This is a genomic window from Paracoccus sp. (in: a-proteobacteria) (assembly GCF_030604785.1).
Taxonomy (GTDB): Bacteria; Pseudomonadota; Alphaproteobacteria; order Rhodobacterales; family Rhodobacteraceae; genus Paracoccus.
The window spans coordinates 22,669-46,410 of the sequence record NZ_JAUVVF010000005.1 but is presented as its reverse complement, the minus strand read 5'-3'; the positions used below and the strand labels follow the sequence as shown (position 1 = coordinate 46,410).

Sequence of the window (23,742 nt, the reverse complement as noted above, 5' to 3'; positions counted from 1 at the left end):
TCATGGCATGGCTTCAAGCGCGCAGGATGCAACCCATGGATGATCGGACCGGAATATTCGCGGGCGACGACCCCTTTGCCATCGCCCGCGCCTGGCTGGCCGAGGCCGAGGCGTCAGAGCCGAACGATCCCAATGCCATAGCCCTGGCCACGGTCGATCCCGACGGCATGCCCGATGTGCGGATGGTCCTGCTGAAGGATATCGACGGGGCGGGAGCCGACGGTTCCTTCGTGTTCTACACCAATTACGACAGCGCCAAGGGGCGGCAGATCGAGGCCAGCCGGAAGGCCGCCTTCGTCCTGCACTGGAAATCGTTGCGCCGCCAGATCCGCGTGCGCGGCACCGTCACCCGCGAGGAGGGCCCGCAGGCCGATGCCTATTTCGCCAGCCGCGCCCTGCAGAGCCGGATCGGGGCCTGGGCCTCGCGTCAGTCGCAACCTCTGGCCAGCCGCGGCGCGCTGATGGCCGAGGCCGCAAAAATGGGTCTGAGGCTGGGAACCAATCCCCCGCGCCCCGCGTTTTGGGGAGGGTACAGGATAAGACCGGAACGCATCGAGTTCTGGGCCGATGGTGCTTTCAGGCTGCACGACCGTTTTGCCTGGGAGCGCGGTGACGACACGGAATGGCAGGTCCAGCGCCTGTCTCCGTGAGTTGACCGGATCGCGGTCCCAAGGCTAGGCTGTTTATCCGGACGGCTGTATCAATTGCCTCATTCGGCAGTTGCGGAATGAAGCAAGGGTCTCTAGCTTTGCGTGGAATGCAATCCGGGCAGGAATATGGGAACAGCATGCCAGACGACGTGTCCTTGAAGCGTGTGACCGGTTTGGTCAAGTGGTTCGACCCTACCAAGGGATATGGCTTCATTCTGGATCAGGATGGTGGCCCCGACATCCTGCTGCATGCAAACGTTCTTCGGAATTTCGGACGCGGATCGGTCGCGGATCAGTCGCGCATCGTCGTGTTGGTCCAGGAGACGCAGCGCGGCCTTCAGGCCGCCGAGATCGTCCTGATCGAACCACCCGCGACCGACGGCACGCCGCCCATCGCCGACCTCGATATCGCGGTGATCGAACATCTCGACAGCCTGCCCCTGCGGCCGGCCCGCGTGAAATGGTTCGACAAGGCCAAAGGCTTCGGTTTTGCGAATATCTACGGTCATCCTGATGATGTTTTCGTTCATATCGAGGTTGTGCGCCATTCCGGTTTTGCCGACCTTGTCATCGGCGAGGCCGTCTGTCTGCGCGTGATCGAAGGCCCGCGCGGTCTGATGGCGGCGCAGGTCGCCTCGTGGGACAGCGCGGTCAGCGCGTCCGGCAAGGCGGTGCCCGTCGAACGCGGCGACACCAGCGACGATTACCTGGCGCATGTGGCCGAATAGGGCGCGTATCCTCGCGCTGGTTCTGGTCCTTCTCGTCCCCGTCTGGGCCGGGGCGCAGGATGCGCCCCGCGCGGAATGCCGCGAGGACCGTGCGATCTTTGCCACCGGTGCCGACGCGCCGCTGGTCTTTTCAATCGAGATCGCGGACACACCCGAGACCCGCGCTCGCGGCCTGATGTTCCGCAGATCCCTGCCCGAACAGGGCGGAATGCTGTTCATCTACGAACGTCCGCAAGCCGTCAGCTTCTGGATGCGCAACACGCTGATCCCGCTGGACCTGATCTTCATCGACGAGACCGGCGCGGTCCGACACATCCACCCGCAGGCGCGCCCGCTGGACGAGACCCCGATTCCCGGCGCCGCCGCAGGCGATCCCGATCCGGCCCGCCTGATGGTCCTGGAGATCGCCGGAGGCGAGGCTGCGCGCCTTGGTCTGGGCCGCGATGCGGTCCTCGCGCATCCGCGGCTGGATCAGGACAAGGCTGCCTGGCCCTGCCGTTGACGGGGGAATAAGGCGCATCAGGGGCGGGGGCGAAAAAAATCGCCACGAGGTGTTTTTTCCGCTTGCAGCCCCCGCCGCCTTTGCCTAATTACCGCCTCACGCAGACGGCAAGCGTCGGAAGCGAAACAGAAAGTGGCCCGTTCGTCTATCGGTTAGGACGCCAGGTTTTCAACCTGGAAAGAGGGGTTCGATTCCCCTACGGGCTGCCACTTCTCCTTGATAATCATCGCAGATTACACGATCGCCGGCGTTGAGCAGGCTCGTTTGCCCGTGCCGATGAGCCGTCCGCAGGGTCCATCCAACCCATCCGCCCTTGTCGTGGTGCAGGGCCGCAAGGGTCAGAACATCGGCGCGTATTTCCATTCGTCCGCGTCCGGGGTCACCGCGTCGAGATCGTAATCGGCGGCCCGAAGCCGCTGCGCGATCAGCAGGCCCTCATCGGCGGCGCGGTCCACCAGCGCGCGTCCGCCCTCGACATCCTTGGCCACGCCGCGTCCGCGCATCATGTCGATGCCGTGATTGAAGCTGCCGACCGGATCGCCCAGTTCGGCGGCGCGGCGGCTCCATTCGGTCGCGCGGTCGGGATTCTCCTCGGCGCCCAGGCCGTTATGGTCAAGCTGGCTCATCCAGGTCATGGCCTGCGTCCAGCCGGCCTCGGCGCAGGCCTCGAAGATGGTGCGCGCCTGTTCGTGGCGGCCCGATTTCGTGGCCAGATAACCGTTGGCGCAGACCATCATGTCGACATCGCCTTCGGCTGCGCGTTCGACCAGCCGGTTCAGGGTCATCTCTTCAGGGTTGGTGGTGCCGTATTGGGTCAGGTCTTCCTCGGCCAGGGCGGGCAGGGGCAGGGCGATCAGCAGAAGCGTCGGAATCAGGCGCATGGCAATTCTCCGGTTCAGCGTGTCTTGCGCGTCATGATACCACGCGCGGGATCGAATCCCCAAAGGGCGAGCGCCAGGAACAGCGCGAAGGTCAGGGCCACCCAGCCAAGGCTTTCCGGGTTCAGCCGAAGGTAAAGCGCGAAGCGGATCAGCTCGACCGCATGGGTAAAGGGGTTCCACGCGCAGATGTCGCGCAGCAGGCGCGAGGATTCGGCCATGCGCCACAGCGGGTAGAGCGCCGTGGACAGGAAGAAGACCGGGAAGATCACGAAGTTCATCACGCCCGCGAAATTCTCGAGCTGCCGGATGGTCGAGGCCAGAAACAGCCCCACCGCCCCCAGCATCAGCCCCGAGACAAGCAGCGCCGGCAGCACCGCCAGATAGCCGAGCGGCGGCAGCCGGATGCCGAAGGCCCAGGCGATCGCAAGGAAGCCGTAGACCTGCAGGATGGAGACCAGCACCCCCGCCAGCAGCTTGCAGAACAGCAGCCACCAGCGCGGCATGGGCGCGGTCAGCAGCAGCCGCATCGAGCCCATCTCGCGGTCATAGACGAGGCTCAGCGCCGATTGCATCGCGTTGAACAGCTGGATCATCGCGACGAGGCCCGGAAGGATGTAGATCTCGTAGGTGATGTAGGTCTGGTAGGGCGGCGTGATCGACAGGCCAAGAGCGGCACGAAAGCCTGCAGCAAAGACCAGAAGCCAGATCAGCGGGCGCACCAGCGCGGCCAGGAAGCGTTCGCGCTGCGTCACGAAGCGCAGCGCCTCGCGCGTCAGGATCGCGGTCATGGCGCGCAGGGCGGGTCTCATGCGGTTTCCTCGGTCAGGGCCAGGAAATGTGCGCCCAGCCCGCCCGGCGGAGCCAGTGCATCCGCGCGGCCCGATTGCAGGATCGCGCCCTGATGCAGGATGATCGCGCTGTCGTGGGGGGCCACCTCGTCGACCAGATGCGTGGCCCACAGGACGGCCAGCCCGTCCTCGCGCGCCAGCGCATGGACATGCGCCGTGATCGCCGCGCGCGACCGGGCATCCAGACCGACGGTCGGCTCGTCCAGCAGCAGAAGGCGCGGTCGGTGCATCAGGGCGCGCGCGATTTCTAGCCGCCGCCGATGACCGCCATTCAGGTCGCGGGCGCGTTCGCGGGCGCGTTCGGCCATGTCCAGCCGTTCCAGAACCTCGGTCGCGCGCATCGCGGATTGCCGCGCCGACAGGCCGTGCAGGGCGCCGAAATAGGCCAGGTTGCGCGCCACGCTGAGATCAAGATCCAGCGTCATCTGCTGGAAGACCACCCCCATCCGCGCCAGCGCCGTGCGGGGATGGGCCTGAAGATCCTGGCCCATGACGCTGATCCGCCCCTGTCGGGCCACGAAAAGCCGCGTCAGCAGCGCGAACAGCGTCGATTTGCCGGCCCCGTTCGGCCCCAGAAGCGCGCAGAATTCCCCCGCGCCGACATGGAAAGAGACGCCCTTGAGCGCCTCTTTCCGCCCGTAGCGGAAGCTCAGGTCCAGGACCTCGAGCGCGTTCATCAACTGTCGGCGGGGCGGTAGGCCGCGCCCCAGGGAAAGCGGCCGACCTTGATCGTCTTGACGGGTTCCTGACGTGTCAGGTCGATCACCGTCACATCGCCCGAGACGCCGTTCGTCGTGAACAGCATCGTCTCGTCATCCGACATGGTCATGTGCCAGACGCGCCGGCCGACAAGGTGGTAATCCAGCACCTCGTATGTCTGCATGTCCACGACCGCGACGCGGTTCGCTGGCCCAAGCGCGACATAGGCGCGGGTCATGTCATCGGTCAGACGAAAGCCCACGGGCTGGATGTCGTGGGGATGGACATCGGGGATCTCGAAGCGGATCTCGGCCAGTTCCTCGAACGTCTCGGTATCGAAGACATGCAGTCCGCCGCCGATCTCGGCGCTGACGACAAGGCGCTTGTCGTCGGTGGTGAATTCGGCATGGCGCGGGCGCGACCCGACCAGCGAGTTCTGAAAGATCTCGTGCGTGGTCGTGTCGATCCAATGCGCCATGTTGGTCGTTTCCGAGGTGGTGATGGCGATGGTGCCCGCATGGTTGATCGCCTTGCCCTCGGGCTCCACCCCGACCGGGATCTGCGCCACGATCCTGCGGTCCACCACATCAAGGACCGAGGTGATGTTGTCATCCTCGTTCGAGATGTAGATGTGGCGGTTGTCGGGATGCAGGGCAAAGGTCTCGGGGTTCTCGCCCGAGGGCAGGTTGTGCAGGATCTCGCGCGTGGCCGTGTCGATCACCTGGATCGTGCTGTCATCCGAGGCGCAGAGATAGGCGACCTTGTAATCGTGGCTGAACATCAGCCCGCGGGGGCGGGCGCCGACCTCGATCGTCTCGATCACCTCCAGCGTGGGGACGTCGATGATGCTGATCGTGTTGTCGCGTTCGTTGGAGACCCAGACCTCCTGCGCGACGGCGGGCGCGGTCATCAGGGCGGACAGGGCAATCGCGGATGCGGTGCGGGCAAGCATGGGCATTGTCCTTTCAGTCGAAGGCGGTGCATTCGGTTTCGGGGCGGTCGCGCCCCATCGTGTCGAGCGTGCTGACCTGATGCAGAAAGCCCGGCATCGGCGCCATGGCGACGAGCGCGGTGCGGGTGGCGATGGGGATGGGCTGGCGCATCTGGCCGTTCCAGTCGCGATAGGTGATGGCCGCGCCCTTGAAGGCGGCCAGCTCGAATTCGTCCCCCAGGATGTAGTCTCGCAGATCAGCGGGATCGGCGGTGCCGGTGCGGGTCACGGCCTCGCCCACGCTGCGGACCGCCGCCCATGCCGCGTAATCGACCGCGCCCATCGGCCTGTCGGCCAGCCGCTTGAAGCGCAATTGCAGCTGCGCGGCCCCATAGGCCTCGACCCGGTCCGACCAGGCGTCGGGGCGCGCGCCCGCCGATCCGGCGACGGGGCGGGGCTCCCATGCGTGAAATTCCAGATAGGGGGCGAAATCGTTCGTCTCGTCCGCGGCCAGCATCACGTGATGGCTGGGGAAATCCTGCGTGAACAGCGGAAATTCCTGCCCGATATTGCGCCGCATGTCCGAGGACATGTCCCATTCCTTCTCGGCCCGAATGCGGGCGCCGAACTTGGTGGCCGAATCCCGCAGCGCCTGGGCGAAGGCGCGGTCCGGGTCGCGCTGGCCGGTGATCATCACCAGATCGGTCCAGCGGCGCGACACGAGGAATTGCATCAGCGCATCGGCGCGCATCGCGTAGCTGGGCATCGTGTGCAGCAGGTTCGCCCGGCAATCCGCCTCGCGCAGCGCCTCGTCCTCGGCGCTGGCGTTGAAGATCAGCGCGCCTTGCGCCTCGGGCAGATCGGCCAAGGCCAGGATCGCCTCGGCAGGGGCGTTCACGACCAGGATGCGGCTTTCGGCCAGAACCGCGCGGGCTGCGTCCAGCCAGTCGCCGCCCGCCGGAACCACGGTTTCGGCCAGGCTGTATTCATGCCCCATGAATCCGCCGGTCGTGGCATTGTCGGCCAGCCCGAGCGCCGCCCCCATCCGGCCCAGATCCTTGGGGATCGGGTCCAGATTGGTCAGGACGGGCGGACGCTCGACCTGCAATTCCAGATAGGCGATCGGCACGTCGACCGGCTCGGCCACGGCCTCGGCGGCCAATGCGGCAAGGCAGACGGGTAGCGCATGGATGCAGCGGATGGCTTGCCCCCTCCCAAAGGCTGCGTCGAGGCTATCGCGGGGGTTGCAGGGATGAAAACTTCTACCATGGTCGTATTTCGCCCCGTGCCGCGCCTCTGTTTTCCTTGGTCCCGACCCTGGAGGAGGAGAGATGTCATGACCCGCAGCACCGCTTTCGCGGCCCTGACCGCCATGGCCGCCGCCATCGCCCCGCTGACCGCCCATGCCATCGGCGGCGATCTTGCCACGCAGCCCGTCGCGCTGGAGACGCTGGAGATCGGGCAGGGCGACAGCGGTTTCGGCGTCAGCGTGACCGAGTACCGGTTGCAGACCGGGCAGGCCTACAGCCTGCAGATCAACGCGGTGGGCTGGCACGAATGCAACTGGGAGGCGCCGTCCTTCTTTCGCAACGCCTGGCTGCGCAAGATCGAGGCCGGCGGGATGGAGATCAAGGTTCCGTCCCTGAACGAGCTGGAGATGAGCTCGGACGGCGAGGCCGAGCTGTATTTCGTGCCGATCCGCCCCGGCACCTATGATTGGGGCTGCCGCGGGCTGGAGGATCGGGGCCTCGCGGGGGTGTTCATAGTCCAATAGTCGCATGGCTTTTGGTCGAATAGCGCCGCCGCCGTGCCCTCGATAGCCTGCGACGGAACAGACGAACCAGGAGGAATGACATGTCCAACAGCCTGAATAAACTGCCGCTGGCCGTGTTGGCCCTGTGCCTCTCGGCCGGTCTGGCCCTGTCGCATGGCGATGTGGCGCCGCAGCCCGTGAACACCGAGGGGCTGCCCGAACTGGGCGAGGATTTCGCGCTGGAGAACCCGTTCCGCGACCCGTCGGGCGAATACTGGGACCGCGCGGTCCGCATCGGGGACAGCGCCTACAACCAGAACTGCGCGCGCTGCCACGGGCTCGAGGTGATCTCGGGCGGGCTGGCGCCGGATCTGCGCTATCTTGCAGCCGAGGATCTGGACGATGAATGGTATCTGGAACGGCTGCGCAACGGCTCGGGCGACCGGATGCCCGCCTTTGACGGCGTGATGAACCAGCAGGCCATGTGGGCGATCCGCACCTATATCGAGACGCGTCCCGATCCGGACGGCATCGCCGAATACATGCCACGCCTGCGCGAGATCCGCGACGGCCTGCGCGCCAAGCAGGAAGCGATCGCCGCAGGCACGGCCACCGCGGCCGATTATGCCGACGAGATCGCCGCGATTCAGGCCGAGCTGACCGAGATCGCCGAGGCCGTGCCGACCCTGTCGGGGGCGCCCAAGGCCGACAGCATCGCCCGCCGCGCCGCGATCATCCTCGACACCGGCGGCGACGCCTCGCTGCGGACCGCCGACGAGACCCTGACCGTCGGGCTGTCGGTCGCACGCTGAGGCACCACCGCACATCACCGCACGGAGGCGCGGATGAGACTGATCCCCGGGATTGCCGCCCTGATCGCCGCCATCGTCCTGACCCTGGCCGGGTCGGGACTTTCGGCGCGTGAATACCCCTCGGACGATTCCGGCCGCGATCAGGTCGGAATCGACATCGACGAGATCAGGGAACGGGGCTTCATCGAGATCGGCGTCTATCAGGACTTCCCGCCCTATTCGTGGCGCGACGACCGGGGCGCCCTGGTCGGCGTCGACGTTGATCTGGCGGGCCTGATCGCCCGGGAGCTTGGCGTCGAGCTGCGCCTCGTCGATCTGCCGGCCGACGAGGATGTGGACAAGGACCTGCGCAACTACATCTGGCGCGGCCATTACATGGGCCGGCGCATCGTCAACGTGCTGATGCGCGTGCCCTACAACCGCGAACTGGACCAGCGCAACGAACTGACCGCCCTGACCGGGCGCTACGCGCAGGAACGCCTGTCAATCGCCTATCGCCGCTCGGAATTCCCCGACGAGCCGCCCTTTCCGGGCAGTTTCCGCACCCGCCCCGTGGGCGTCGAGGATCACCGCCTGGCCGATTTCTACCTGACCGGCCTGCCGGGCGTTCTGCCCAACATCAAGCGCCGCCGCGCGCTCGAGGACGTGGTGGACCTGCTGCGCGAGGGCGAGGTGGTCGCGGTGATGGGCCTGCGCGCGCAGCTTGAGCATCATCTGAAGGACGATCCGGATTTCGCGGTGGAATCCGGTCCCCTGCCGGGCCTTGCCATCGGCACATGGCCGGTCGGCGTGGCGACGGCGTTCTACACGGCGAGGATGCTCAGCTACGAGGTCGACGACATCCTGACCGCCGCAACCGCCGACGGCCGCGTCGAGGCCATCTACAGGGCCCACGGCCTGACATGGGAAACCCCGGGCCGCTGAGCACCGATCCCGCCGCCGCCGCGCCGGTCCGCCGCGGCAAACACTCTTGCCGCCTGAGCGCTTGCATCCTAAGACAGGCGTGATGGCCCCGTGGCTCAACTGGATAGAGCAGCCCCCTCCTAAGGGGCAGGTTGCGTGTTCGAATCACGCCGGGGTCACCAGCAATTACTGGCGTTTTTGATCATCTGGGGGTTTGCTTTCTGGTTCGTTGAACCAAAGTCGGCCCTGAAATCTCCAGCGCATCGGCTGCGCCGCGCAGATACTCCGGCGAGAACCGGGCATAGGTCGAGCGGGTGATCGCCGGGTTGGTGTGCCCGAGATACTGGGCGATTTCTTCCATCGGCACCCCCGCCTCGGCCATAAACCGCCCGGCGGTGCGCCGCAGATCGTGGGGTGTGCAGTGGTCGATCCCGGCGCGCTTCACTGCCGCGTTGAACCCGGTCTTGATCGACCCGACCTTGCGCCCCCCCCATTCGATCACATAGCGCGACAGCGCCGCATTCTGTGCGGATTGCAGCGCGGCCATCAGGGTGTCGTTGATCGGCACTGTGGCGCGGCCTTTGCGCGGGCCGATGTCGCTGGTCGCCAGCTTGATCAGGCGCCGGTCCAGATCCACGCGGTCCCATGTCAGTTCCAGCAGCGCGCCGATCCGGCCTGCGGTCGTCAGCATCAGCAGCATGGCCAGCCGGATATGCGGATCGCTGGCCGCGTCCAGCAGGCGCGCGACCTCGGCCCGGTCCAGATAGCGTTCGCGCGGGGGTGGCGTCTGCGGCATCTCGATCCGAGGCGCCGTGCGGATCAGCTTGGCCTTCACGCCCCATGACAGTGCGGTGCGCAGGCATCCCAGCTCGGTCCTGATCGTGGCGTCCTTGCGCCCATCCTGGCGCCGGGTGCCGATGAACCGGCGGCAATCCTCGACCGTGATCTGATCGGGCGTCAGATGCCCGAAGACAGGCAGCACGTTCTTGCCCGTCTGCGCCAGCTTGGCGGCCTGACGCCGCCCTTCGACCTCGGTCTGATAAGCCTGCCAGATCTGTGCCACCGTGACCCCGGCGGCCGGGGCCATCTGGCGCAGGATCAGGTCGCGCGCTTCGCGCTCGGCGCCTTTCTGCGTGTCTGCCGCAAGGCGATAACGTCGCCGGGTTCCGTCATCGTCATTCCACATGACGACGAATCGTCCCTTGAGGCGCCCGATCCGATAATCCCGCATTCGTAATCCTCTACCGCCTTGGCCGTGATCCGCATCATGCGCCCGACTCGGAAGGCAGGCAGGGCGCCGGTGCGGATCATGGCCCGGACGGTCTCGGCGCTGCAATCCCAACGATCTGCCAGCATCTCGGGGGTGTAGGGTCGTGCCATATCAGCTCGCCTCCTCGAATTTGTCGATCTCGTTGCCCCAGTTTGACCAGCCGGGGCGGCGCTGGCGGCTGAAGACCTCGATCCGGCGCGCGTCGGGCATCAGACGCTCGGCCTCGGCAAAAGCTTCCTCGGGCTTGCGGCTGTGTTCGCGGATCCGGCCCATGATGACGGACCGGACGCCCTTGGTGGTCTTCGGCGCGCCGCGCGTGGCGATCAGGAAGGGCTCGCCCGCGCCGCGCAGGATGTAGCCGGTACCCATGTTCAGCTTGCCATTCTTGGTCAGCTTCACCCAATGGCCGGCGGTCTTGTATTCGAAGCCCCAAGCCTCGATCACGCGCAGGGCCTGCGGCAGCATCGTGTTAAGCGACCAGAGCCACAGCAGGCAGTTTGGCCCGGCCAGTGCCGAAACGGGCAGCGCGCAGATGTCGTCGATCGACATGCAGTCGTAATGCGATTGAGGGCTTTTCTCGTGCCCTTTCTCGGACCGCATTTCGTAGGACCAGGGCGGGTCCGCCATGATCATGTCGAATCCGCCGAAGGGCCGCAGAGCGTGGAACTGGTGAAGCGCGCTCACTTGTCGCCCCGCTTGCGCCAGACAGCCGCAAAGGCCTCATTCAGGATGCGCTCCATGTCCTCGGCGGTCATTACTCACCGCCTCTCTGAAGAAGCACCGCACGCAGGCGGCAGTTTTCGTTCCATTCGCGCTGAAGCGCCGCGACCAGTTCTTCCCGCGAGCCATATTCGGCCAAGTCGTCTATGAACCTGGCGGGGACATGAGGCGCGGCCTCCATCCGTTGAGCTTTGGTAAGCGGCCGCCAGCTGATAGCGTCCAGCATGGCCTGCGCGTCGGCTGCATCGGCACACTCGACGGTCAGGGCCAAGCCGTCATAGTCGCTGCCCTCTCCGAACGTGTCTCCGAAGTCGTGGCCATACCGGTAGCGCACCGCCTCAAAGCGGTCTGTGCAGATCGTGCCGGTCTTTTCCAGCGCCTCATCGTTCGTTGGTTCGGTCGTCATGCGTCCATCTCCATCGCTTCGGCGGCATGGCCGCCCCATTGCTCGGCGCAGGCCTCGGCCACGCCCTTGAAAGTGCGGCTGCGGATCTTCCAGCGGTCCGGGCCGGGCGGGGCGCGGTGGATCGCGCTCCATGCTTTCCATTCGTCGCTGCCCCGCTCGGGCTCGGGCAGGCGGTGCGTCTCGACCAGCGGCGGCAGGCCGCGCAGGTAGAAGCCGGTCGCCTTGTAGGCGGGCTCGCCGAACCAGAACGGCTGGACAATCTGCGGCGCGGGCAGGTCGGCGGGCATCCGGTCGCGGGCGAGATCGTTCATCTCGGGGTTCTCGATCGCCACGCGCTCGATCGGGGCGCGCCAGCAGGCGATGAACAGATCCACGCCATCCTCGAATTCGGCGCGCAGGTCGGCCCAGCTGCGCCCGCGCGGCAACTGCTTGGGCGGCGTCCACTTGCCCGGCCCGGACATCCAGCGGCGCCCAGAGCGGCAGAGGCGCGTGCAGGGCGGGTGCATCACCGCCATCAGGTCCCAGCCATCGGCCAGGATGTCGCGCACGTCGCCCCTGATGTGGCGGTTGCTGCCGTCCTCGGCCGGCAACAGGTCGCAGGACCAGACGTCATGGCCGCGCGCGGCGAAGGCACGCCGCATCACGCCCGAGGTCTCGCAGGCGATCAGGATGCGCATGCCGCCACCTGGTCGATGTTGCCGCGCTGGACGGTAAAGGTCAGGGCGCAGACCCAAGGGTTCGCGGCCCATGCGTCGGGGCCGTGCAGGCTGTTCCACAGGTCGCGGAACCAGTCCCTCGGGTCCGGTCCATTCTGCATGTTCGGGAACGGGCACCCCTCCGACATGGCATCGCCCCTGCTGATGTCCTGCAGCCGCTGGACGCGTACGTCGGTGATGTGCAGCGTGATCCGACTGGCCCATCGAGGCATGTGGACCGAGGGACGCCAAGGATAGCCACGGACGTGCGCGTCCATGCCCGTCAGGGGGTCTGTTGCGGCATAGCGCAAATCGCATACTTGGCTCTTGGTGGGCAGGTAGTCGCCGTAAGACAGGCCCTGCCAGCTTTCGCGCACCCAAAGGCGGTCGCCCGGGGCGTAGATGGGCGCCTTGAAATCGACTGCGCAGCGGTTGCTTTCGGGCGTGATGGTCCACGATGCGCGACCGACTCGTTCCGCAGATGCAATTCCCTGCGGCTGCGGTTTCAGCACCCGCCGCCCGAGGCAGGATTGTAGAGCGGCATGCCGTCGATGTCGATGCGGCGGAAATGGCTGGTCATTCGTCGCCCTCCGGGGTCATGGCGCGGGCGCTGGCCAGCATGTTGCGCGCGGCGGTGTCGCCGGGGTCGGTGGGCAGCGCGATCCCGGCCTTGATCAGAGCGGCGCGGATCGCTGCCGGTGTCAGCAGGTCGGGGTGCGTGTCCTGATGGCTGATCCGGCCCGTGTGGACCGTCTTCGGGCGAGGGAGCTTTTCTGTCATCGTCATCGTGTCACCTTCTGGCGTCGGGCCGCGCGCTGCGGCGGATGTCGTCGAGGATGTCGAGCGCCTCGCGCGCCGCATTGGCGCGCGGGTCGTGGGCGGGGCAGTCCAAACCTTTGAGGGCGGTGCCGGGCAGGCGCGGGGTCGCCGCGCCGCGCAGATGCGCGTCGATCTGGATTTTCGCCTGAAACAGGGTCGCCGCCGTGCCGTGGCCATCCGTCGCGTCATGCGTCCAGGCAAAGAGCGGCCCGGGCATGTCGGTCAGCATGATCGACGCGCCGCGATATTCGATCTGCGATCTCATGGCAGCACCGCCCGCGCGGTCAGGCGCCGCAAGTGACATTCTCCCTCGGCCAGATCGGCAGCGTCGATCAGATTAAAGGCCAGTTCGCGCGCTTGATCGGTGGAGAGGAGCGAAAGCGCATGAATGCTGAAGTCACTGTCTGATCGCTCGCCGAGGGCGACTGCCACGATGCGCTTGTGCTGGCTTTGCGCATCGAGTTCGTAGGCAACCACGTTCCAGCCGTTGCTCGTATTGATCTCGCCCGGGATGATCTGCGTCATACCGGCCCCCACAGAAGCAGACCCAGCATATGCGCGCCCAGCAGTCCGAGCCCGCCTGCGATCAGGCAGAGCAGGACGACGAAAAGCGCCTTGGCGGCCGTCATCTCGGCCGGGTCTTCGCTGCGGTAGTATCCGACCGGCGCAGAGGGCTCGTTGCTGGCTTCGGCGATCCAGTCACGGCGCAGGTGCGCCATGGCGCGGCGCTGCGCCTCGGTCCGGACCTCGCGGGCCTCGGCGAGGGTCACGGCATCCCAGCCCTGATCGATGTTGCGGATGACGGTCTCGGCCTCGGCCTCGGTCAGGGGGCGAGAGAACGGCCGGGCGGGCGGCAGGGGCTTGCCGCTGAACGGGTGATGGCCGGTCATTGGCGCGGCCTGCCGGTCGTGTTGGCGGGGCGGTGCGCCTGACGGGGTGCGGCGCCGCGGGCGCTGGCCTCGATGTACCAGGCGAAGCGGCGGGCCTGGGCGCTGGCGCGCGCGGCAAGCTGCGGATCGGTCAGCAGCGCGCGGGCTTGCTGGCGGATGGGCAGGGCTTGCAGTTGGTCTGGGGACTGCATGGGAACCTCCATCGGTGAGCGATGGGGGCAAAATGTGCGGTAATAAAACCGCTGTCAAGCAGTAATGCGGTAGAATAACCGCAAATGCACATTAGCGGAACCGCGCCGCTGCTGAAAACACCTTGCGGCGCGGCTGAATATCGCGGCAAATGTTCTTTTAATGTTCATGATTAAAGGGGGTCGGATGGACGCTGCAGGCCATGTCCTTTCGGACTTGAAGCGCCTTACGAGTTTGCCTTGTGGCGCCGAGCGCGAACGCCTTCTGCGGCAGCTCGCAGCATCTCGATCTCTTCAGGTTCTAGCTCTCGAAGAAGGGCCACAATCTCCGCTATGGCCAGCGCTCGATCGTCGTTCGTCCCACCAACCATAAGCCATTCAGGCGTCACGCCTAAAGCCTTCGCTACTTGCTGAAGCTTTACCGTCGTCGCGCCTGATTCGCCGCCGCGCTGTAATGATCGCCGCCAGTTGCGGATCGTATCCGGCGAGCCTGTCGCCTCAACCGAGATAGACCGCTCGCTGACCTGGCGTCCGGCGGCGTTCAATTCGCCGATTCTCTCGGCAATGCGGTTGATCACGGCGTTCATATCCATGTGGGGAATGTTACCGCACCCACCAGGGCGACGGCAGCGGTTAGATTACCGTTGACAGTGCGGTTTTTTAACCGCACAACTGGCGCATGATCGACACCGCAACACTCATAGAACGTGCAGATGCCTACAAGGCAGCGACCGGGATCACCGAGGACACGACCGTGTCTCATCGTGTTTTCGGAGACACCAAGAAGCTCGGCGCCTTGAGGCGAGGCGGCGACATCACTGTGCGGCGCTTCAATGCCGCCATGGCGTGGTTTGCCGCTAACTGGCCATCGCCATCCCACTCCAACCCAGAGGTATCCCATCATGACCAACCTTCTGACTGCACCGATGCAGCCTGACCGGCTTCACGGTCAAATGTCCCGCCCCAATCCCTCGGCCAATCCCTTTGACGGACGGGGGCGGGGCCGTTCTGCGGCCCGCCGCGCGCATGGCCGTATCGGATCGGACCGCGAGGCGTTCCTGCGCCAGTGGTCGCTGCTGATGATCGCCAGCTTCGCCAGCCGCGAGGCCTGCGCCGTGCATTTCGGCGTGACCTTCCAAGCGGCCTGCAACTGGTTCGACGGGGCGAACGCGCCCTATGGCCATCATGTCGCCCATGCCGTGCGGACCCTGCCGCGCTACGGCGAGATCATGGGGTGAAATGCGAACCGGGTTCTCAGGACACCCGAGGGCGGGAGTGGCGGCCAGGTATCAAGTCCCGGCCGGGGTCCACCTTAAACCCGCTCAAGCCGTGATCGCGTCCGCCCTCGGGTCTGCGGATGGTAGCGCGATTACGGAACCTGCGGCTGGCCCGGCCGAGAGCTGCCTTGTGGCAGCGGGGCGGCTTTTTCCGGTGCCTCTGCCGGGCAACTGACGCGGCGGCCTTCCACCGCCGCCGCGTCCCTTTCCATCCCCATCCCGCGCGTCCCCCCTTCGTCGCGGGCACCCGGGGCGCCTTTTCATCCTCCTCCCTGACAGGCGCCCCGGGATCAATTCGAGGATCCCGATGGCTTATCGCAACCGCATCGCCGCGCGCATGATCGCCCTGGGGCTGGCCCTTCGCGCCAAGCTGGGCGAGCCCGATCCCGAGGCGCTGGCCATGGCGCTGGTCGCCGTGGGCGACAGTTTCGACGAGGCCGATCCGCTGCGGGTCGAGGTCCTGCGCTTTGCCGACCTGTTCCCGCTTTCCCGCCGCAACCCAGAACTTTTGACCAAGGCAGGCGAGAGCCTGTTCCGCGCGGTCGAGCGGTCCTGCTGGCCGCAGCCCGCCGCGCGGGTTGATATCGAGGGCTGATCCATGAAGCTGACCCATTACGACCGCGTCGTCATCCATGGCCTGGGCCTGCTGGCCCGCCCGCCGATCGTGCCGCGCCCCGATGATCACCGGCTGGTCGCCGGGATTGTGGCCGTCGCAGCCGAGCGCGCCAGCCGCGAGGGGCTGATGGCCGATCTGGTTGCCGCTGCGCGCCATGTCCATCCCGACGAGACCCTGCATCGGGGCACCGCCCATCACATCGCCCGCGCGCTGGCCGATTTCGACCGCGCCGCCCTGGGCGCCCATTGGGATGCCGCTCGGGGGGTGAAATGACGATCCAGAAGGCAAAGCCCCGCAGCCGTGACAAGCTGGTCCCGATGAAGCCTTGGGAGGCTAAGCGCTACAAGGTCGCCGTGACCCTGCCGCCGCCGCCTTTCGAGACGCCGCCCGCGCTGGTGGACGAGACCGCGCCGAAGACCCTGCCGATCCGCCGGCCGGTGGCGCGCCAGGTCGATCCCATCGACCTGGTGATCGCGGCGATCCGCGAAGTCAGCCGCGAGGCGCGGCCATGAAGCGCCCCGTCATCGGTCCGGACGGGACGCGCTATCCCAGCCATTCCGCCGCCGCGCGCGCCCTTGGCGTGCATGTGACCACGATCACCAGGCATATCGAAGAATTCGGCCATCTTGAGCTGATCGGGCAGGGCCGGACAGTGGCCTGCACCTGGCGCGGCAAGACCTATCCCAGCATCAAGGCCGTGGCCGAGGCTGCTGGGGTCTGTCCGCAGTCGGTGTCCACTTTGCTGCGCCTTCACGGCCATCTGGACACGCTTGGTGTGGGCCGCGGGTCGCATCGCAACAAGCCGAGCAAGAGCACGGCAACCAAGATTGGGCCTTTCGAATGGCGCAGCCGCCGGGCCGCCGCCCACGCCCTTGGCGTGAATTACAGCTCATTCTGCATGTGGCTGTCGCCCTCGGCCAGCCCGCGCCAGCGCGATCAGCTGATGGCCGCGGTGATGCGGCATGAAGCGGCTTTGCGGAAGGGGAGGGCAGCATGACAGACATCCAGGCGGCGCGTTGCCGCAAGCTGTTCGCGGCGGTCTTGCTGGCGCAGCTCGACGAATTCAATGGCCGCTACAACAAGCAGAAGCGCCTGGCGCGCGGTAAGCCCGAGGCGGTCGCCGTCGAGGCCCGGCGCTATCTGTCTGGATCGAGTGCACGCTATCTGGCGGCGCTGGCCGGGATCGATATCGATCTCGACCGCGCGATCAAGGCGGTCATGCTGTCGCGCGACGAATACAAGCGCCTGACCATCAAGGATGAACGCCATGCGTGATGATGGCCGGGTCGAGCTGGCTCATCAGGTGCCGATGGCCGATCTGATCGATCGGCTGGCGATCCCGTCGCTGGTCCGCACCGGTGGCGAGCTGGTCGGGCCGTGTCCCGGCTGTGGCGGCAAGGATCGCTTCGGGATCAACCTGCGCAAGGGCGTGTTTCTGTGCCGCCGCTGCGATGCCAAGGGCGACCAGATCGCGCTGGTGCAGCTGGTGCTGGGGCTGGATTTCCGCGCCGCGCTGGAATGGCTGGTCGGACCACGTCAGGAACTGACGCCGCAGCAGCGCGCCGACCAGCAGCGCCGGGCCGATCAGCACCGCCGCCAGCGTGAGGCCGAGGCCGAGCGCCGCAGGCAGGACGCGATCGCGCTGGCCCGCCAGATCTGGTCGCGGGCAGAGCCTGCCACCCGCACGCCTGTCGTGGACTACCTCGCCCGGCGCGGCATCAGGCTGCGCGAAGGCGCTCGGGTGCCCGGCTGTTTCCGCTTCGAGCCATCCGCGCGCCTGGTCGTGCCGGATGACAAGCGCCGCGGCGAATTCGTCTCCGTCCATGAGGGCCCGGCGATGCTGGCCGCAATCAGCGATGCCTCGGGCGCGCTGACCGGCGTCCACCGGACATGGATCGATCTGGGCCAGCCAAAGGGCAAGGTCGTTGCGCCGCATCCGTTCAAAGCGGGTGAGATGGTCGCGTCCAAGAAGGTCTATGGATCCAAGAAGGGCGGCGCGATCCGCATTCACACGCCGCGCGATGCCGAGGCGATGGTGATGGCCGAGGGGATCGAGACGACCCTGTCGGCCATGGTCGCGCGCACCAAAGGACTTGAAGGCGCGGCTTTCTGGGCTGGGGTCGATCTGGGGAACATGGCCGGCGCGCGTCGCCTTGGCCCCGGCCTGAAATATGCGGGCCTGCCCGACCTGACCGATCGGGATGCTTTCCTGCCGCCGCAATGGGTCAAGCGCCTGGTCTTTGTCCAGGACGGCGACAGCGATCCGAAGCTGACCCGCGCCAAGCTTCTTTCCGGCCTGCGCCGCGCCATGGCGCTGCGGCCCGGCCTGACCGCCGCCATCGTCCATCCGGGCGAGGGGCTCGACATGAACGACCTGCTGATGGGCCAAGACCCCGATGGCGAGGGGGGCGACGATGAGTGATGGTATCGAGAAAGTCCGGGCAGCAATGGCCGCGCCCGAAGAGGTCGATCTGCCCGAGGGGCCGGATAGCGGCTATGGCGATCCCGACGACCCCGGCGCAGGTCCTGACGACCGATCCCCCGCACCCCCTGATGACGATTGCCCCGATGATCCCGCGCGGGAATGCGCTGCCTTTCCGCTGAACGACTACGGGAACGGCCAGCGGTTCTACTGCCATTTCGGGCAGGACGTGATCTGGGTGCCGCGCGTCGGCTGGTTCGTCTGGTCCGGGGCGCGGTGGGAAAAGGACGCCGACGAGATCGAGGCGCGCCGCCGGGCGCAGCGTCTTGGCGCGCTGATCGAGCGTGAGGTGCCACATCTGGTGCTTGAGCCGTGGCAGATGGACAAGCTCGGCCAGCTGCGCGAGGTCCGGCGCCGCGCAAAGGAACTGGACGATCAGATCGCCCTGGGTGGCGAGGGTGCCGAAGAGGCGCGGGCCGAGCGGGACATGCTGTCGCCGCGGCTGGCCGATCTGGCGAATTTGGAAAAGGTGCTGACCAGCAAGCGCAAGGACCATCGCGGATTCGCGCGCACCTCGGGCAACACGGCCCGGATCGCGGCGGCCATGACCGAGGCGCAGACCAGTCTCGCCCGCCCGCTGGAAATGCTGGATGCCGAGGCGCTGGACGTGAACTGCGCGTCGGGCGTGCTGCGCTTCAGCGTCGATGGCGGGCCGGGGACGGGGTTCAGCCGCACGGCCGACATGCAGGCCTTGCCCCATGCGCGCCAGCTGCACATGACCAAGCTGATGCCGGTCGAGTATGATCCGCATGCCCGGTGCCCGACCTTCGATGCCTATCTGTCGCGGATCCAGCCCGCGCCCGAGATGCGCGCTTTTCTGCAGCGCTGGCTGGGCCTGTCCATGACGGCCCTGACCGGCGAACAGAAGCTGTGTTTCTTCTATGGCGGGGGCGCGAACGGCAAGTCGGTGCTGGTCGATCTGATCGCCCGGATGATGGGCGACTATGCCAGCACGGCCAAGATCGAGAGCCTGACGGGCCGCAACCGGCGCGGGGGCGGCGATGCCACCCCGGACCTTGTGCCGCTGATGGGCGCCCGCTTTGTGCGCGCGTCAGAGCCCGAGGAAGGCGAGAAGCTGCAAGAGGGCATCATCAAGGAGTTGACCGGCGGCGAGCCGATGCTGATCCGCGCCCTGCACAGCGATTTCGTCGAGGTGAAGCCGATCTTCAAGCTGACGATCAGCGGCAACCACAAGCCCGAGATCCGGGGGCTGGACGATGGCATCTGGCGTCGGGTGCTGCTGGTGCCCTTCGACGTCCAGATCCCGAAGGAAGAGCGCGACCCGAACCTGGGCGAGAAGCTATGGGCCGAGCGATCAGGCATCCTGAATTGGCTGGTCGAGGGGCTGCTGGCCTATCTGGAAGGCGGGCTGCAAGAGCCTGCGGCGGTGCTGGACGCCACGCAGGAGTATCGCGAGGAAAGCGACCCTGTCGGCATGTTCCTGGAGACCGCATGCGTGGTCACAGGCGACCCTGCGGATACGATCTACGCTCTCGACCTGAAGGATGCCTTCAACTTCTGGCTCTATTGCCGGGGCGAGGGACAGTGGCGCGACAGGACGATCTCGCTGCGACTGAAGGACAAGAGCCGCACCTGGCGAAGCGCGACGACCGGCCAGGGTTTCACCGATCGCAAGTCTAGCGGCGTCATGCGCTATGACGGCATCAGGTTCAGCGACACCTTCAGCCGTGACCTTCCCAAGGACGTGAATGGCCGCGTGAACTGGAAGGGGCCGCGCAATGCGTGAGGCGGTCTTTCAGGGATCATGTCGCCAGATGGACGGCAAAGGGGCACGGCCCCGGGCCGCCCATGGTCCCCGCACCCCTCTCTCGCTTGCTTCGATCAGGGAGTTTCATCGTCCCTGCGGGGATGATGGGGAACAAGGGGGCGCGGGGGGAAGTGTCGCGAAAACACGGGGTTGCGGGGTGATTGGGGAGCATGGGCGCTTGGGGAGGATAATGGCGAGGTTCTATATATATGCGAAGGGCCAATGCTGGATTGGGGCAAGGTCTCTCATATGCGTTAGTTCGGAATTATCATCCCTATCCACCCTGAATGCCGCAACTCCCTGTTTTCCCTTCTTTAATACCTCTTCTCTTTCCTCCCTGCATCATCCCTAGAAAATCAACATCCTCCCCATCCACCCTAAGAAAAAACAGCGAAACACAAGGGCTAGTGTTCAGATGAAAGAGAAGCACAACATCCTGAATGGCGAAGGCCGGGGGCAGGTCTATCTGGATCGTCTGGCCGGTCTGGCAGCGAAACAGCCCGACAATCGCATGGCGGTCGAAGCCGCCCGACTGCGCCAGATGCAGGCCGCTGCCACCCCGCCCGAGGTCTGTGGCCCGGCGATCCCGGCCAGCCCGGCGCGCGGCGGCTTCGTCCTGGTCCAGAACGTCGAGCTGCTGCCGGTGGGCGACAAGGTCCAGGCCGTGCATCGTGGCTATGGCGGGCGCGAGGCTATCCGCCCGGCCGACGCATTCGACGCGATGCTGGCTGCTGCGGCGCGCGCCAAGCGCCCGGCGCCCCTGTCGCCGGATCAGGTCGCTATCGGGCGCTGGTATCGTGACCTGGTCGAGCTGCTGTCTGCTGACGGCATGAAGCTGTCCAGCCTGCAGGCATCGCATGGCGGGCCGGATGGGCGCGACTGGATGGACCGCCGCCTTGCGCTGTCCGGGCGGGTCGATGTCCTGCGCAAGCGGATCGGCGGCGGAATCGCCATGGCGGTGCGCCGGGTGCGCCCCTCGGCTCGCGGCAGCCAAGGCGCCTGCATCATCACTGACCGGGCATTGGTGGACGCGGTCTGCCTGCATGGCAAGAGCATCAAGGCGGTTCTCAAGGCGCATGGATGGTCTGACTATGGTGGTCATCAGAAGGCGCTCGCAGAGGCGCTAAGTGCCGCGCTGAGCCGCATGGTCGGATATCGGTCCTGAAAAAACCTCTTGACCACTTACCTCTCTCTGTGACAGGAGAATCAATATTATCCAGACGTGCGCCCGCAGGGATCATCCCTCGCGGGCGTTCGTCGTTCCTGAACCCCGGACATCCATGGCGCGCATGAAGCAGTTGGCCCAACGCGGGCGGCAGATGAAGCCGCGCGGTTCGGGCGGCGAGGTGCCGGTCCGGTCGCGCGACAGGATCGACACCTGGCGGCGCTGGTACAAGACGCCCGAGTGGCGTGCGCTGCGGAAGGACGTACTGATCGGCGCGCTGTTCACCTGCGCGCGGTGCGGGTTCATCGGGGAAAGCCGCGACCTCGTCGCTGACCATATCGAGCCGCATCGCGGCGACCGTGACCTGTTCTTCGACCGGACCAACCTGCAATGCCTCTGCGCCACCTGCCACAGCGGGGCGAAGCAGCGTGAGGAAAGGCGGGCGCCTCGGGCCTGACGCCGGACGGGGGGGGTGGGTCAAAGTCCAGGGCGCCCGGCCCCCGGGACCCGCGCCCCACTCAGCCGGAGATTTTTTTCTGATGACCGACGAAATCGACCTGTTCGGAAACCCTGTGCGGCCCGGGCGCGGCCAGCGTGGGCGGCCCCGGTTCGAGGTGACGCCGGAAATTCGCAACAAAATCAAGCTTGGCCTTGCCTTGGGCTGGGTCAATGACCGGATCGCGGGCGCGGTCGGCATCTCGGCGGCCACGCTCAAGCGGTATTTTAGAGCCGAGCTGAAGGCGCGCGACTTGGCGCGCGACCAGCTGGACCTGCGCCGCTTCGAGCTGGTCATGGCCGAGGCCAACAAGGGCAACGTGGGCGCGATCAAGGAATTGGGCAAGATGCTTGAGCGGAACGACCAGATGACGGCCGGTCGCCGCTTCGAGGCCGCGCAGGAACAGCCCGCCCGGGACAAGCCGACCAAGGCCCTGGGCAAGAAAGAGGCCGCGCAGCTCGCGGCGGAAAACGCAGGGGGCGAGGGGAGCCTTTGGGGGTCCGATCTGACGCCGGGCTGGCGGCCGAACTGAGATGACGGCGCCGATCCGCGACACGGCATGGGCAACGGCCGTTCCGGACTGGGCCGATCGCCTGCTGTCGCGGCGCAGCCTGGTCCCAGAATTGCCGCTGTTCGATCCGGTGGCCGAGAAGGCGCTGCGGATCTTCAAGCGGCTGCGGGTGCCAGACATCATCGGCACGCCGACCTATGGCGAGGTCTGCGGGGAATGGGTCTTCGACTTCGTCCGCGCCATCTTCGGCAGCTACGATCCGGTGACGAAGAAGCGGATGATCCGCGAGTTCTTCCTGCTGGTGCCGAAGAAGAACGGCAAATCCTCGATCGCGGCGGCCATCATGGTCACCGCCATCATCCTGAACGAGCGCCCGCTGTGCGAGCTGCTGCTGATCGCGCCGACCATCAGCGTAGCGGCTATCAGCTTCGACCAGGCGGCGGGCATCATCGCCCTCGACGGCGATCTGACGTCGATGTTCCACGTCCAGAGCCATTCGCGGACGATCACCCACCGGCTGACTGGGGCCACGCTGGTCATTAAGGCTGCTGACCCCAAGGTCGTGACCGGCACCAAGGCGGCCTATGTGCTGATCGACGAGCTGCACGAGTTCGCGGAGATGTCGCGGGCGGCGGCCGTCATGCGCGAGATCAAGGGCGGGCTGGCGGCGCGGCCCGATGGCTTCCTGCTGACGATCACGACTCAGTCGAAGAAGCCGCCGGCGGGCGTGTTCAAGGCCGAACTGGAGAAGGCCCGCGCGGTGCGGGACGGCGACATCATCCTGCCGCTGCTGCCGGTGCTCTACGAACTGCCGGTCGAGATGGCCAAGGATGGCGGCTGGAAGGACCCGAAGACCTGGGGCTTGGTGAACCCGGCCCTTGGGGCATCAGTCCAGCCCGAGTTTTTGGCCGACGAGCTGATCGCGGCTGAGGCCGAAGGGCCGGAGGCGCTGATGCTTCTGGCCTCGCAGCACTTCAACGTGCAGATCGGCATGTCGTTGCGCGCGGATCGCTGGCCCGGTGCGCTGTATTGGGAGGGCTGCGGCGATCCCGGGCTGACGCTGGAGGATCTGATCGACCGCAGCGAAGTCTGCGTGGTCGGCATCGACGGCGGCGGCCTTGATGACCTGTTCGCCATGTCGGTGATCGGTCGCGAGGCCGAGACAAGGCGCTGGCTGCACTGGGTGCACGCCTGGGCCTTTCCGGAGGTCGCCGCGCAGCGCAAGGAGATCGCGCCGCGGCTGAACGACTTTGCCGCTGCCGGTGACCTGACCTGGTGCGATGCCGTGGGCGACGATGTCGCGGGCGCCATCGAGATCATCCAGCGGCTCGAGGCTGCATCGCTGTTGCCGGTCGAGACCCCGGCCATCGGCCTCGATGCGGCCGGGATCGCCGAGCTTCTGGACGCGCTGGATGCCTGCGGCTTCGGCGAGGATCGCTGGATCAGCGTCGGGCAGGGCTGGAAGCTGCAATCGGCGGTGCTGACGCTGCCGCGACGCCTGAAGGACCGCAAGCTGGTCCATGGCGGATCCGGGCTGATGTCGTGGAATGTCGGCAACGCCAAGACCGAACTGAAAGGGAGCAACTACATCGTGACAAAGCAGGTGGCCGGAAGCGCGAAGATCGACGCCCTGATGGCGACCTTCAACGCCGCGATGCTGATGTTCGGCAATCCCGAGCCGAACCGCCAGAGCGCCAACATGGCGTCGTTCTTCGATAGCCTGGGGGCATGA

36 protein-coding genes and 2 tRNA genes are annotated in these 23,742 nt (G+C 66.4%); 21 read left to right on the top strand and 17 right to left on the bottom strand.

Going from position 1 to position 23,742, the window contains the following annotated elements:
• Positions 1-35 precede the first annotated feature (35 nt).
• The 4 genes from pdxH (at position 36) to QAR72_RS02990 (ending at position 2,089) form a co-directional block, all read left to right on the top strand.
• The gene (pdxH, locus tag QAR72_RS03005) at positions 36-650 is read left to right on the top strand and encodes a pyridoxamine 5'-phosphate oxidase (RefSeq protein ID WP_304615883.1); all 615 of its coding nucleotides are present in this window, start codon (positions 36-38) and stop codon (positions 648-650) included.
• Positions 651-787: 137 nt separating this feature from the next.
• Positions 788-1,378 (top strand): cold shock domain-containing protein, encoded by a 591-nt coding sequence (locus QAR72_RS03000; protein ID WP_304615957.1) that lies wholly within the window; start codon positions 788-790, stop codon positions 1,376-1,378.
• Positions 1,365-1,880, top strand: a complete 516-nt coding sequence (locus QAR72_RS02995) for a DUF192 domain-containing protein (protein WP_304615882.1) — start codon at positions 1,365-1,367, stop codon at positions 1,878-1,880. Before QAR72_RS03000 ends, QAR72_RS02995 begins: the two co-directional genes overlap by 14 nt.
• A gap of 134 nt (positions 1,881-2,014) precedes the next feature.
• Positions 2,015-2,089 (top strand) — tRNA-Glu (locus tag QAR72_RS02990).
• Between the two features lie 129 nt (positions 2,090-2,218).
• Here QAR72_RS02990 and QAR72_RS02985 read toward each other — a convergent pair.
• The 5 genes from QAR72_RS02985 to QAR72_RS02965 are packed head-to-tail and all read right to left on the bottom strand — an operon-like array spanning position 2,219 to position 6,386.
• Entirely contained in the window at positions 2,219-2,761 is a 543-nt protein-coding gene (locus tag QAR72_RS02985; protein WP_304615881.1) for a tetratricopeptide repeat protein, read from the bottom strand.
• A gap of 14 nt (positions 2,762-2,775) precedes the next feature.
• Positions 2,776-3,570, bottom strand: coding sequence for an ABC transporter permease (locus QAR72_RS02980; protein WP_304615880.1), 795 nt, complete (start codon positions 3,568-3,570; stop codon positions 2,776-2,778).
• Entirely contained in the window at positions 3,567-4,286 is a 720-nt protein-coding gene (locus QAR72_RS02975) for an ABC transporter ATP-binding protein (protein ID WP_304615879.1), read from the bottom strand. The genes QAR72_RS02980 and QAR72_RS02975 overlap by 4 nt, the downstream gene beginning before the upstream one ends.
• The gene (locus QAR72_RS02970; RefSeq protein ID WP_304615878.1) at positions 4,286-5,260 is read right to left on the bottom strand and encodes a PQQ-dependent catabolism-associated beta-propeller protein; all 975 of its coding nucleotides are present in this window, start codon (positions 5,258-5,260) and stop codon (positions 4,286-4,288) included. The genes QAR72_RS02975 and QAR72_RS02970 overlap by 1 nt, the downstream gene beginning before the upstream one ends.
• A gap of 13 nt (positions 5,261-5,273) precedes the next feature.
• Complete coding sequence (locus QAR72_RS02965) at positions 5,274-6,386, bottom strand: ABC transporter substrate-binding protein (protein WP_304615877.1); 1,113 nt, start codon at positions 6,384-6,386, stop codon at positions 5,274-5,276.
• A 189-nt stretch (positions 6,387-6,575) separates the two neighbouring features.
• Here QAR72_RS02965 and QAR72_RS02960 point away from each other — a divergent pair, with 189 nt between their 5' ends.
• From QAR72_RS02960 to QAR72_RS02945, 4 genes are all read left to right on the top strand, one after another.
• Positions 6,576-7,013 carry a hypothetical protein gene (locus tag QAR72_RS02960; RefSeq protein ID WP_304615876.1) on the top strand — a complete coding sequence of 146 codons (438 nt, stop codon included), beginning with the start codon at positions 6,576-6,578 and terminating at the stop codon, positions 7,011-7,013.
• An 80-nt stretch (positions 7,014-7,093) separates the two neighbouring features.
• Positions 7,094-7,804, top strand: coding sequence for a cytochrome c-550 PedF (gene pedF / locus QAR72_RS02955; RefSeq protein ID WP_304615875.1), 711 nt, complete (start codon positions 7,094-7,096; stop codon positions 7,802-7,804).
• A 33-nt stretch (positions 7,805-7,837) separates the two neighbouring features.
• Positions 7,838-8,728, top strand: a complete 891-nt coding sequence (locus tag QAR72_RS02950; RefSeq protein WP_304615874.1) for a substrate-binding periplasmic protein — start codon at positions 7,838-7,840, stop codon at positions 8,726-8,728.
• An 84-nt stretch (positions 8,729-8,812) separates the two neighbouring features.
• Positions 8,813-8,889, top strand: a tRNA-Arg gene (locus QAR72_RS02945).
• A gap of 20 nt (positions 8,890-8,909) precedes the next feature.
• Here QAR72_RS02945 and QAR72_RS02940 read toward each other — a convergent pair.
• The 12 genes from QAR72_RS02940 to QAR72_RS02890 form a co-directional block, all read right to left on the bottom strand.
• Positions 8,910-9,893, bottom strand: a complete 984-nt coding sequence (locus QAR72_RS02940; RefSeq protein ID WP_442953539.1) for a tyrosine-type recombinase/integrase — start codon at positions 9,891-9,893, stop codon at positions 8,910-8,912.
• Positions 9,806-10,063, bottom strand: a complete 258-nt coding sequence (locus QAR72_RS15645) for a helix-turn-helix domain-containing protein (protein WP_442953538.1) — start codon at positions 10,061-10,063, stop codon at positions 9,806-9,808. The genes QAR72_RS02940 and QAR72_RS15645 overlap by 88 nt, the downstream gene beginning before the upstream one ends.
• A 25-nt stretch (positions 10,064-10,088) precedes the next feature.
• Positions 10,089-10,661, bottom strand: coding sequence for an MT-A70 family methyltransferase (locus QAR72_RS02935; RefSeq protein WP_304615872.1), 573 nt, complete (start codon positions 10,659-10,661; stop codon positions 10,089-10,091).
• A gap of 70 nt (positions 10,662-10,731) precedes the next feature.
• Positions 10,732-11,103 (bottom strand): hypothetical protein, encoded by a 372-nt coding sequence (locus QAR72_RS02930; protein WP_304615871.1) that lies wholly within the window; start codon positions 11,101-11,103, stop codon positions 10,732-10,734.
• Positions 11,100-11,780, bottom strand: a complete 681-nt coding sequence (locus QAR72_RS02925; RefSeq protein WP_304615870.1) for a hypothetical protein — start codon at positions 11,778-11,780, stop codon at positions 11,100-11,102. The genes QAR72_RS02930 and QAR72_RS02925 overlap by 4 nt, the downstream gene beginning before the upstream one ends.
• Entirely contained in the window at positions 11,768-12,310 is a 543-nt protein-coding gene (locus QAR72_RS02920) for a hypothetical protein (protein ID WP_304615869.1), read from the bottom strand. Before QAR72_RS02920 ends, QAR72_RS02925 begins: the two co-directional genes overlap by 13 nt.
• Positions 12,311-12,374: 64 nt before the next feature.
• Positions 12,375-12,584, bottom strand: coding sequence for a hypothetical protein (locus QAR72_RS02915; RefSeq protein ID WP_304615868.1), 210 nt, complete (start codon positions 12,582-12,584; stop codon positions 12,375-12,377).
• A gap of 4 nt (positions 12,585-12,588) precedes the next feature.
• Complete coding sequence (locus QAR72_RS02910; protein ID WP_304615867.1) at positions 12,589-12,882, bottom strand: hypothetical protein; 294 nt, start codon at positions 12,880-12,882, stop codon at positions 12,589-12,591.
• Positions 12,879-13,142 carry a hypothetical protein gene (locus QAR72_RS02905; RefSeq protein ID WP_304615866.1) on the bottom strand — a complete coding sequence of 88 codons (264 nt, stop codon included), beginning with the start codon at positions 13,140-13,142 and terminating at the stop codon, positions 12,879-12,881. Before QAR72_RS02905 ends, QAR72_RS02910 begins: the two co-directional genes overlap by 4 nt.
• On the bottom strand, positions 13,139-13,507 hold the full coding sequence (locus QAR72_RS02900) for a hypothetical protein (RefSeq protein WP_304615865.1): 369 nt from the start codon (positions 13,505-13,507) through the stop codon (positions 13,139-13,141). Before QAR72_RS02900 ends, QAR72_RS02905 begins: the two co-directional genes overlap by 4 nt.
• Positions 13,504-13,698 carry a hypothetical protein gene (locus tag QAR72_RS02895; RefSeq protein ID WP_304615864.1) on the bottom strand — a complete coding sequence of 65 codons (195 nt, stop codon included), beginning with the start codon at positions 13,696-13,698 and terminating at the stop codon, positions 13,504-13,506. Before QAR72_RS02895 ends, QAR72_RS02900 begins: the two co-directional genes overlap by 4 nt.
• Before the next feature lie 224 nt (positions 13,699-13,922).
• Complete coding sequence (locus tag QAR72_RS02890; protein WP_304615863.1) at positions 13,923-14,282, bottom strand: hypothetical protein; 360 nt, start codon at positions 14,280-14,282, stop codon at positions 13,923-13,925.
• 92 nt (positions 14,283-14,374) lie between these two features.
• On the opposite strand from QAR72_RS02890, the gene QAR72_RS02885 reads away from it, so the two are divergent.
• The 13 genes from QAR72_RS02885 to QAR72_RS02825 all read left to right on the top strand — a co-directional run bounded on the left by QAR72_RS02885 (position 14,375) and on the right by QAR72_RS02825 (position 23,742).
• Positions 14,375-14,632 (top strand): hypothetical protein, encoded by a 258-nt coding sequence (locus QAR72_RS02885; protein ID WP_304615862.1) that lies wholly within the window; start codon positions 14,375-14,377, stop codon positions 14,630-14,632.
• Positions 14,633-14,648: 16 nt separating this feature from the next.
• Positions 14,649-14,933: a hypothetical protein gene (locus QAR72_RS02880; RefSeq protein ID WP_304615861.1), complete on the top strand. Its 285-nt coding sequence runs from the start codon at positions 14,649-14,651 to the stop codon at positions 14,931-14,933.
• Between the two features lie 346 nt (positions 14,934-15,279).
• A complete protein-coding gene (locus QAR72_RS02875) occupies positions 15,280-15,567 on the top strand; it encodes a hypothetical protein (RefSeq protein ID WP_304615860.1) in 288 nt (95 codons plus the stop codon).
• A 3-nt stretch (positions 15,568-15,570) separates the two neighbouring features.
• Positions 15,571-15,861 (top strand): hypothetical protein, encoded by a 291-nt coding sequence (locus QAR72_RS02870; protein ID WP_304615859.1) that lies wholly within the window; start codon positions 15,571-15,573, stop codon positions 15,859-15,861.
• Positions 15,858-16,100: a hypothetical protein gene (locus tag QAR72_RS02865; RefSeq protein ID WP_304615858.1), complete on the top strand. Its 243-nt coding sequence runs from the start codon at positions 15,858-15,860 to the stop codon at positions 16,098-16,100. The genes QAR72_RS02870 and QAR72_RS02865 overlap by 4 nt, the downstream gene beginning before the upstream one ends.
• Entirely contained in the window at positions 16,097-16,585 is a 489-nt protein-coding gene (locus QAR72_RS02860) for an NUMOD1 domain-containing DNA-binding protein (protein WP_304615857.1), read from the top strand. Before QAR72_RS02865 ends, QAR72_RS02860 begins: the two co-directional genes overlap by 4 nt.
• Positions 16,582-16,863: a hypothetical protein gene (locus tag QAR72_RS02855; protein WP_304615856.1), complete on the top strand. Its 282-nt coding sequence runs from the start codon at positions 16,582-16,584 to the stop codon at positions 16,861-16,863. The genes QAR72_RS02860 and QAR72_RS02855 overlap by 4 nt, the downstream gene beginning before the upstream one ends.
• The gene (locus QAR72_RS02850) at positions 16,856-18,010 is read left to right on the top strand and encodes a DUF7146 domain-containing protein (protein WP_304615855.1); all 1,155 of its coding nucleotides are present in this window, start codon (positions 16,856-16,858) and stop codon (positions 18,008-18,010) included. The genes QAR72_RS02855 and QAR72_RS02850 overlap by 8 nt, the downstream gene beginning before the upstream one ends.
• Positions 18,003-19,817, top strand: a complete 1,815-nt coding sequence (locus tag QAR72_RS02845) for a DNA primase family protein (protein WP_304615854.1) — start codon at positions 18,003-18,005, stop codon at positions 19,815-19,817. Before QAR72_RS02850 ends, QAR72_RS02845 begins: the two co-directional genes overlap by 8 nt.
• Before the next feature lie 436 nt (positions 19,818-20,253).
• Positions 20,254-21,003, top strand: a complete 750-nt coding sequence (locus QAR72_RS02840) for a hypothetical protein (protein ID WP_304615853.1) — start codon at positions 20,254-20,256, stop codon at positions 21,001-21,003.
• A gap of 115 nt (positions 21,004-21,118) precedes the next feature.
• Positions 21,119-21,460: an HNH endonuclease gene (locus QAR72_RS02835; RefSeq protein ID WP_304615852.1), complete on the top strand. Its 342-nt coding sequence runs from the start codon at positions 21,119-21,121 to the stop codon at positions 21,458-21,460.
• An 82-nt stretch (positions 21,461-21,542) separates the two neighbouring features.
• On the top strand, positions 21,543-22,031 hold the full coding sequence (locus tag QAR72_RS02830) for a resolvase (RefSeq protein ID WP_304615851.1): 489 nt from the start codon (positions 21,543-21,545) through the stop codon (positions 22,029-22,031).
• A gap of 1 nt (position 22,032) precedes the next feature.
• The gene (locus tag QAR72_RS02825) at positions 22,033-23,742 is read left to right on the top strand and encodes a terminase large subunit (protein ID WP_304615850.1); all 1,710 of its coding nucleotides are present in this window, start codon (positions 22,033-22,035) and stop codon (positions 23,740-23,742) included.

What these genes read in the sequence shown, in the direction of transcription:
- QAR72_RS02835 (WP_304615852.1), top strand. Translation starts at nt 21,119, where the DNA reads ATGGCGCGCATGAAGCAGTTGGCCCAACGCGGGCGGCAGATGAAGCCG.
- QAR72_RS02970 (WP_304615878.1), bottom strand. Translation starts at nt 5,260, where the DNA reads ATGCTTGCCCGCACCGCATCCGCGATTGCCCTGTCCGCCCTGATGACC.
- QAR72_RS02985 (WP_304615881.1), bottom strand. Translation starts at nt 2,761, where the DNA reads ATGCGCCTGATTCCGACGCTTCTGCTGATCGCCCTGCCCCTGCCCGCC.
- QAR72_RS02845 (WP_304615854.1), top strand. Translation starts at nt 18,003, where the DNA reads ATGAGTGATGGTATCGAGAAAGTCCGGGCAGCAATGGCCGCGCCCGAA.
- QAR72_RS02880 (WP_304615861.1), top strand. Translation starts at nt 14,649, where the DNA reads ATGTCCCGCCCCAATCCCTCGGCCAATCCCTTTGACGGACGGGGGCGG.
- QAR72_RS02865 (WP_304615858.1), top strand. Translation starts at nt 15,858, where the DNA reads ATGACGATCCAGAAGGCAAAGCCCCGCAGCCGTGACAAGCTGGTCCCG.
- QAR72_RS02915 (WP_304615868.1), bottom strand. Translation starts at nt 12,584, where the DNA reads ATGACGATGACAGAAAAGCTCCCTCGCCCGAAGACGGTCCACACGGGC.
- QAR72_RS02940 (WP_442953539.1), bottom strand. Translation starts at nt 9,893, where the DNA reads ATGTGGAATGACGATGACGGAACCCGGCGACGTTATCGCCTTGCGGCA.
- QAR72_RS02995 (WP_304615882.1), top strand. Translation starts at nt 1,365, where the DNA reads ATGTGGCCGAATAGGGCGCGTATCCTCGCGCTGGTTCTGGTCCTTCTC.
- QAR72_RS02890 (WP_304615863.1), bottom strand. Translation starts at nt 14,282, where the DNA reads ATGAACGCCGTGATCAACCGCATTGCCGAGAGAATCGGCGAATTGAAC.
- QAR72_RS02850 (WP_304615855.1), top strand. Translation starts at nt 16,856, where the DNA reads ATGCGTGATGATGGCCGGGTCGAGCTGGCTCATCAGGTGCCGATGGCC.
- QAR72_RS02860 (WP_304615857.1), top strand. Translation starts at nt 16,097, where the DNA reads ATGAAGCGCCCCGTCATCGGTCCGGACGGGACGCGCTATCCCAGCCAT.
- QAR72_RS02910 (WP_304615867.1), bottom strand. Translation starts at nt 12,882, where the DNA reads ATGAGATCGCAGATCGAATATCGCGGCGCGTCGATCATGCTGACCGAC.
- QAR72_RS02895 (WP_304615864.1), bottom strand. Translation starts at nt 13,698, where the DNA reads ATGCAGTCCCCAGACCAACTGCAAGCCCTGCCCATCCGCCAGCAAGCC.
- QAR72_RS02885 (WP_304615862.1), top strand. Translation starts at nt 14,375, where the DNA reads ATGATCGACACCGCAACACTCATAGAACGTGCAGATGCCTACAAGGCA.
- QAR72_RS02975 (WP_304615879.1), bottom strand. Translation starts at nt 4,286, where the DNA reads ATGAACGCGCTCGAGGTCCTGGACCTGAGCTTCCGCTACGGGCGGAAA.
- pdxH (WP_304615883.1), top strand. Translation starts at nt 36, where the DNA reads ATGGATGATCGGACCGGAATATTCGCGGGCGACGACCCCTTTGCCATC.
- QAR72_RS02830 (WP_304615851.1), top strand. Translation starts at nt 21,543, where the DNA reads ATGACCGACGAAATCGACCTGTTCGGAAACCCTGTGCGGCCCGGGCGC.
- QAR72_RS03000 (WP_304615957.1), top strand. Translation starts at nt 788, where the DNA reads ATGCCAGACGACGTGTCCTTGAAGCGTGTGACCGGTTTGGTCAAGTGG.
- QAR72_RS02855 (WP_304615856.1), top strand. Translation starts at nt 16,582, where the DNA reads ATGACAGACATCCAGGCGGCGCGTTGCCGCAAGCTGTTCGCGGCGGTC.
- QAR72_RS02875 (WP_304615860.1), top strand. Translation starts at nt 15,280, where the DNA reads ATGGCTTATCGCAACCGCATCGCCGCGCGCATGATCGCCCTGGGGCTG.
- pedF (WP_304615875.1), top strand. Translation starts at nt 7,094, where the DNA reads ATGTCCAACAGCCTGAATAAACTGCCGCTGGCCGTGTTGGCCCTGTGC.
- QAR72_RS02905 (WP_304615866.1), bottom strand. Translation starts at nt 13,142, where the DNA reads ATGACGCAGATCATCCCGGGCGAGATCAATACGAGCAACGGCTGGAAC.
- QAR72_RS02950 (WP_304615874.1), top strand. Translation starts at nt 7,838, where the DNA reads ATGAGACTGATCCCCGGGATTGCCGCCCTGATCGCCGCCATCGTCCTG.
- QAR72_RS02925 (WP_304615870.1), bottom strand. Translation starts at nt 11,780, where the DNA reads ATGCGCATCCTGATCGCCTGCGAGACCTCGGGCGTGATGCGGCGTGCC.
- QAR72_RS02900 (WP_304615865.1), bottom strand. Translation starts at nt 13,507, where the DNA reads ATGACCGGCCATCACCCGTTCAGCGGCAAGCCCCTGCCGCCCGCCCGG.
- QAR72_RS02840 (WP_304615853.1), top strand. Translation starts at nt 20,254, where the DNA reads ATGAAAGAGAAGCACAACATCCTGAATGGCGAAGGCCGGGGGCAGGTC.
- QAR72_RS02825 (WP_304615850.1), top strand. Translation starts at nt 22,033, where the DNA reads ATGACGGCGCCGATCCGCGACACGGCATGGGCAACGGCCGTTCCGGAC.
- QAR72_RS15645 (WP_442953538.1), bottom strand. Translation starts at nt 10,063, where the DNA reads ATGCTGGCAGATCGTTGGGATTGCAGCGCCGAGACCGTCCGGGCCATG.
- QAR72_RS02870 (WP_304615859.1), top strand. Translation starts at nt 15,571, where the DNA reads ATGAAGCTGACCCATTACGACCGCGTCGTCATCCATGGCCTGGGCCTG.
- QAR72_RS02960 (WP_304615876.1), top strand. Translation starts at nt 6,576, where the DNA reads ATGACCCGCAGCACCGCTTTCGCGGCCCTGACCGCCATGGCCGCCGCC.
- QAR72_RS02930 (WP_304615871.1), bottom strand. Translation starts at nt 11,103, where the DNA reads ATGACGACCGAACCAACGAACGATGAGGCGCTGGAAAAGACCGGCACG.
- QAR72_RS02980 (WP_304615880.1), bottom strand. Translation starts at nt 3,570, where the DNA reads ATGAGACCCGCCCTGCGCGCCATGACCGCGATCCTGACGCGCGAGGCG.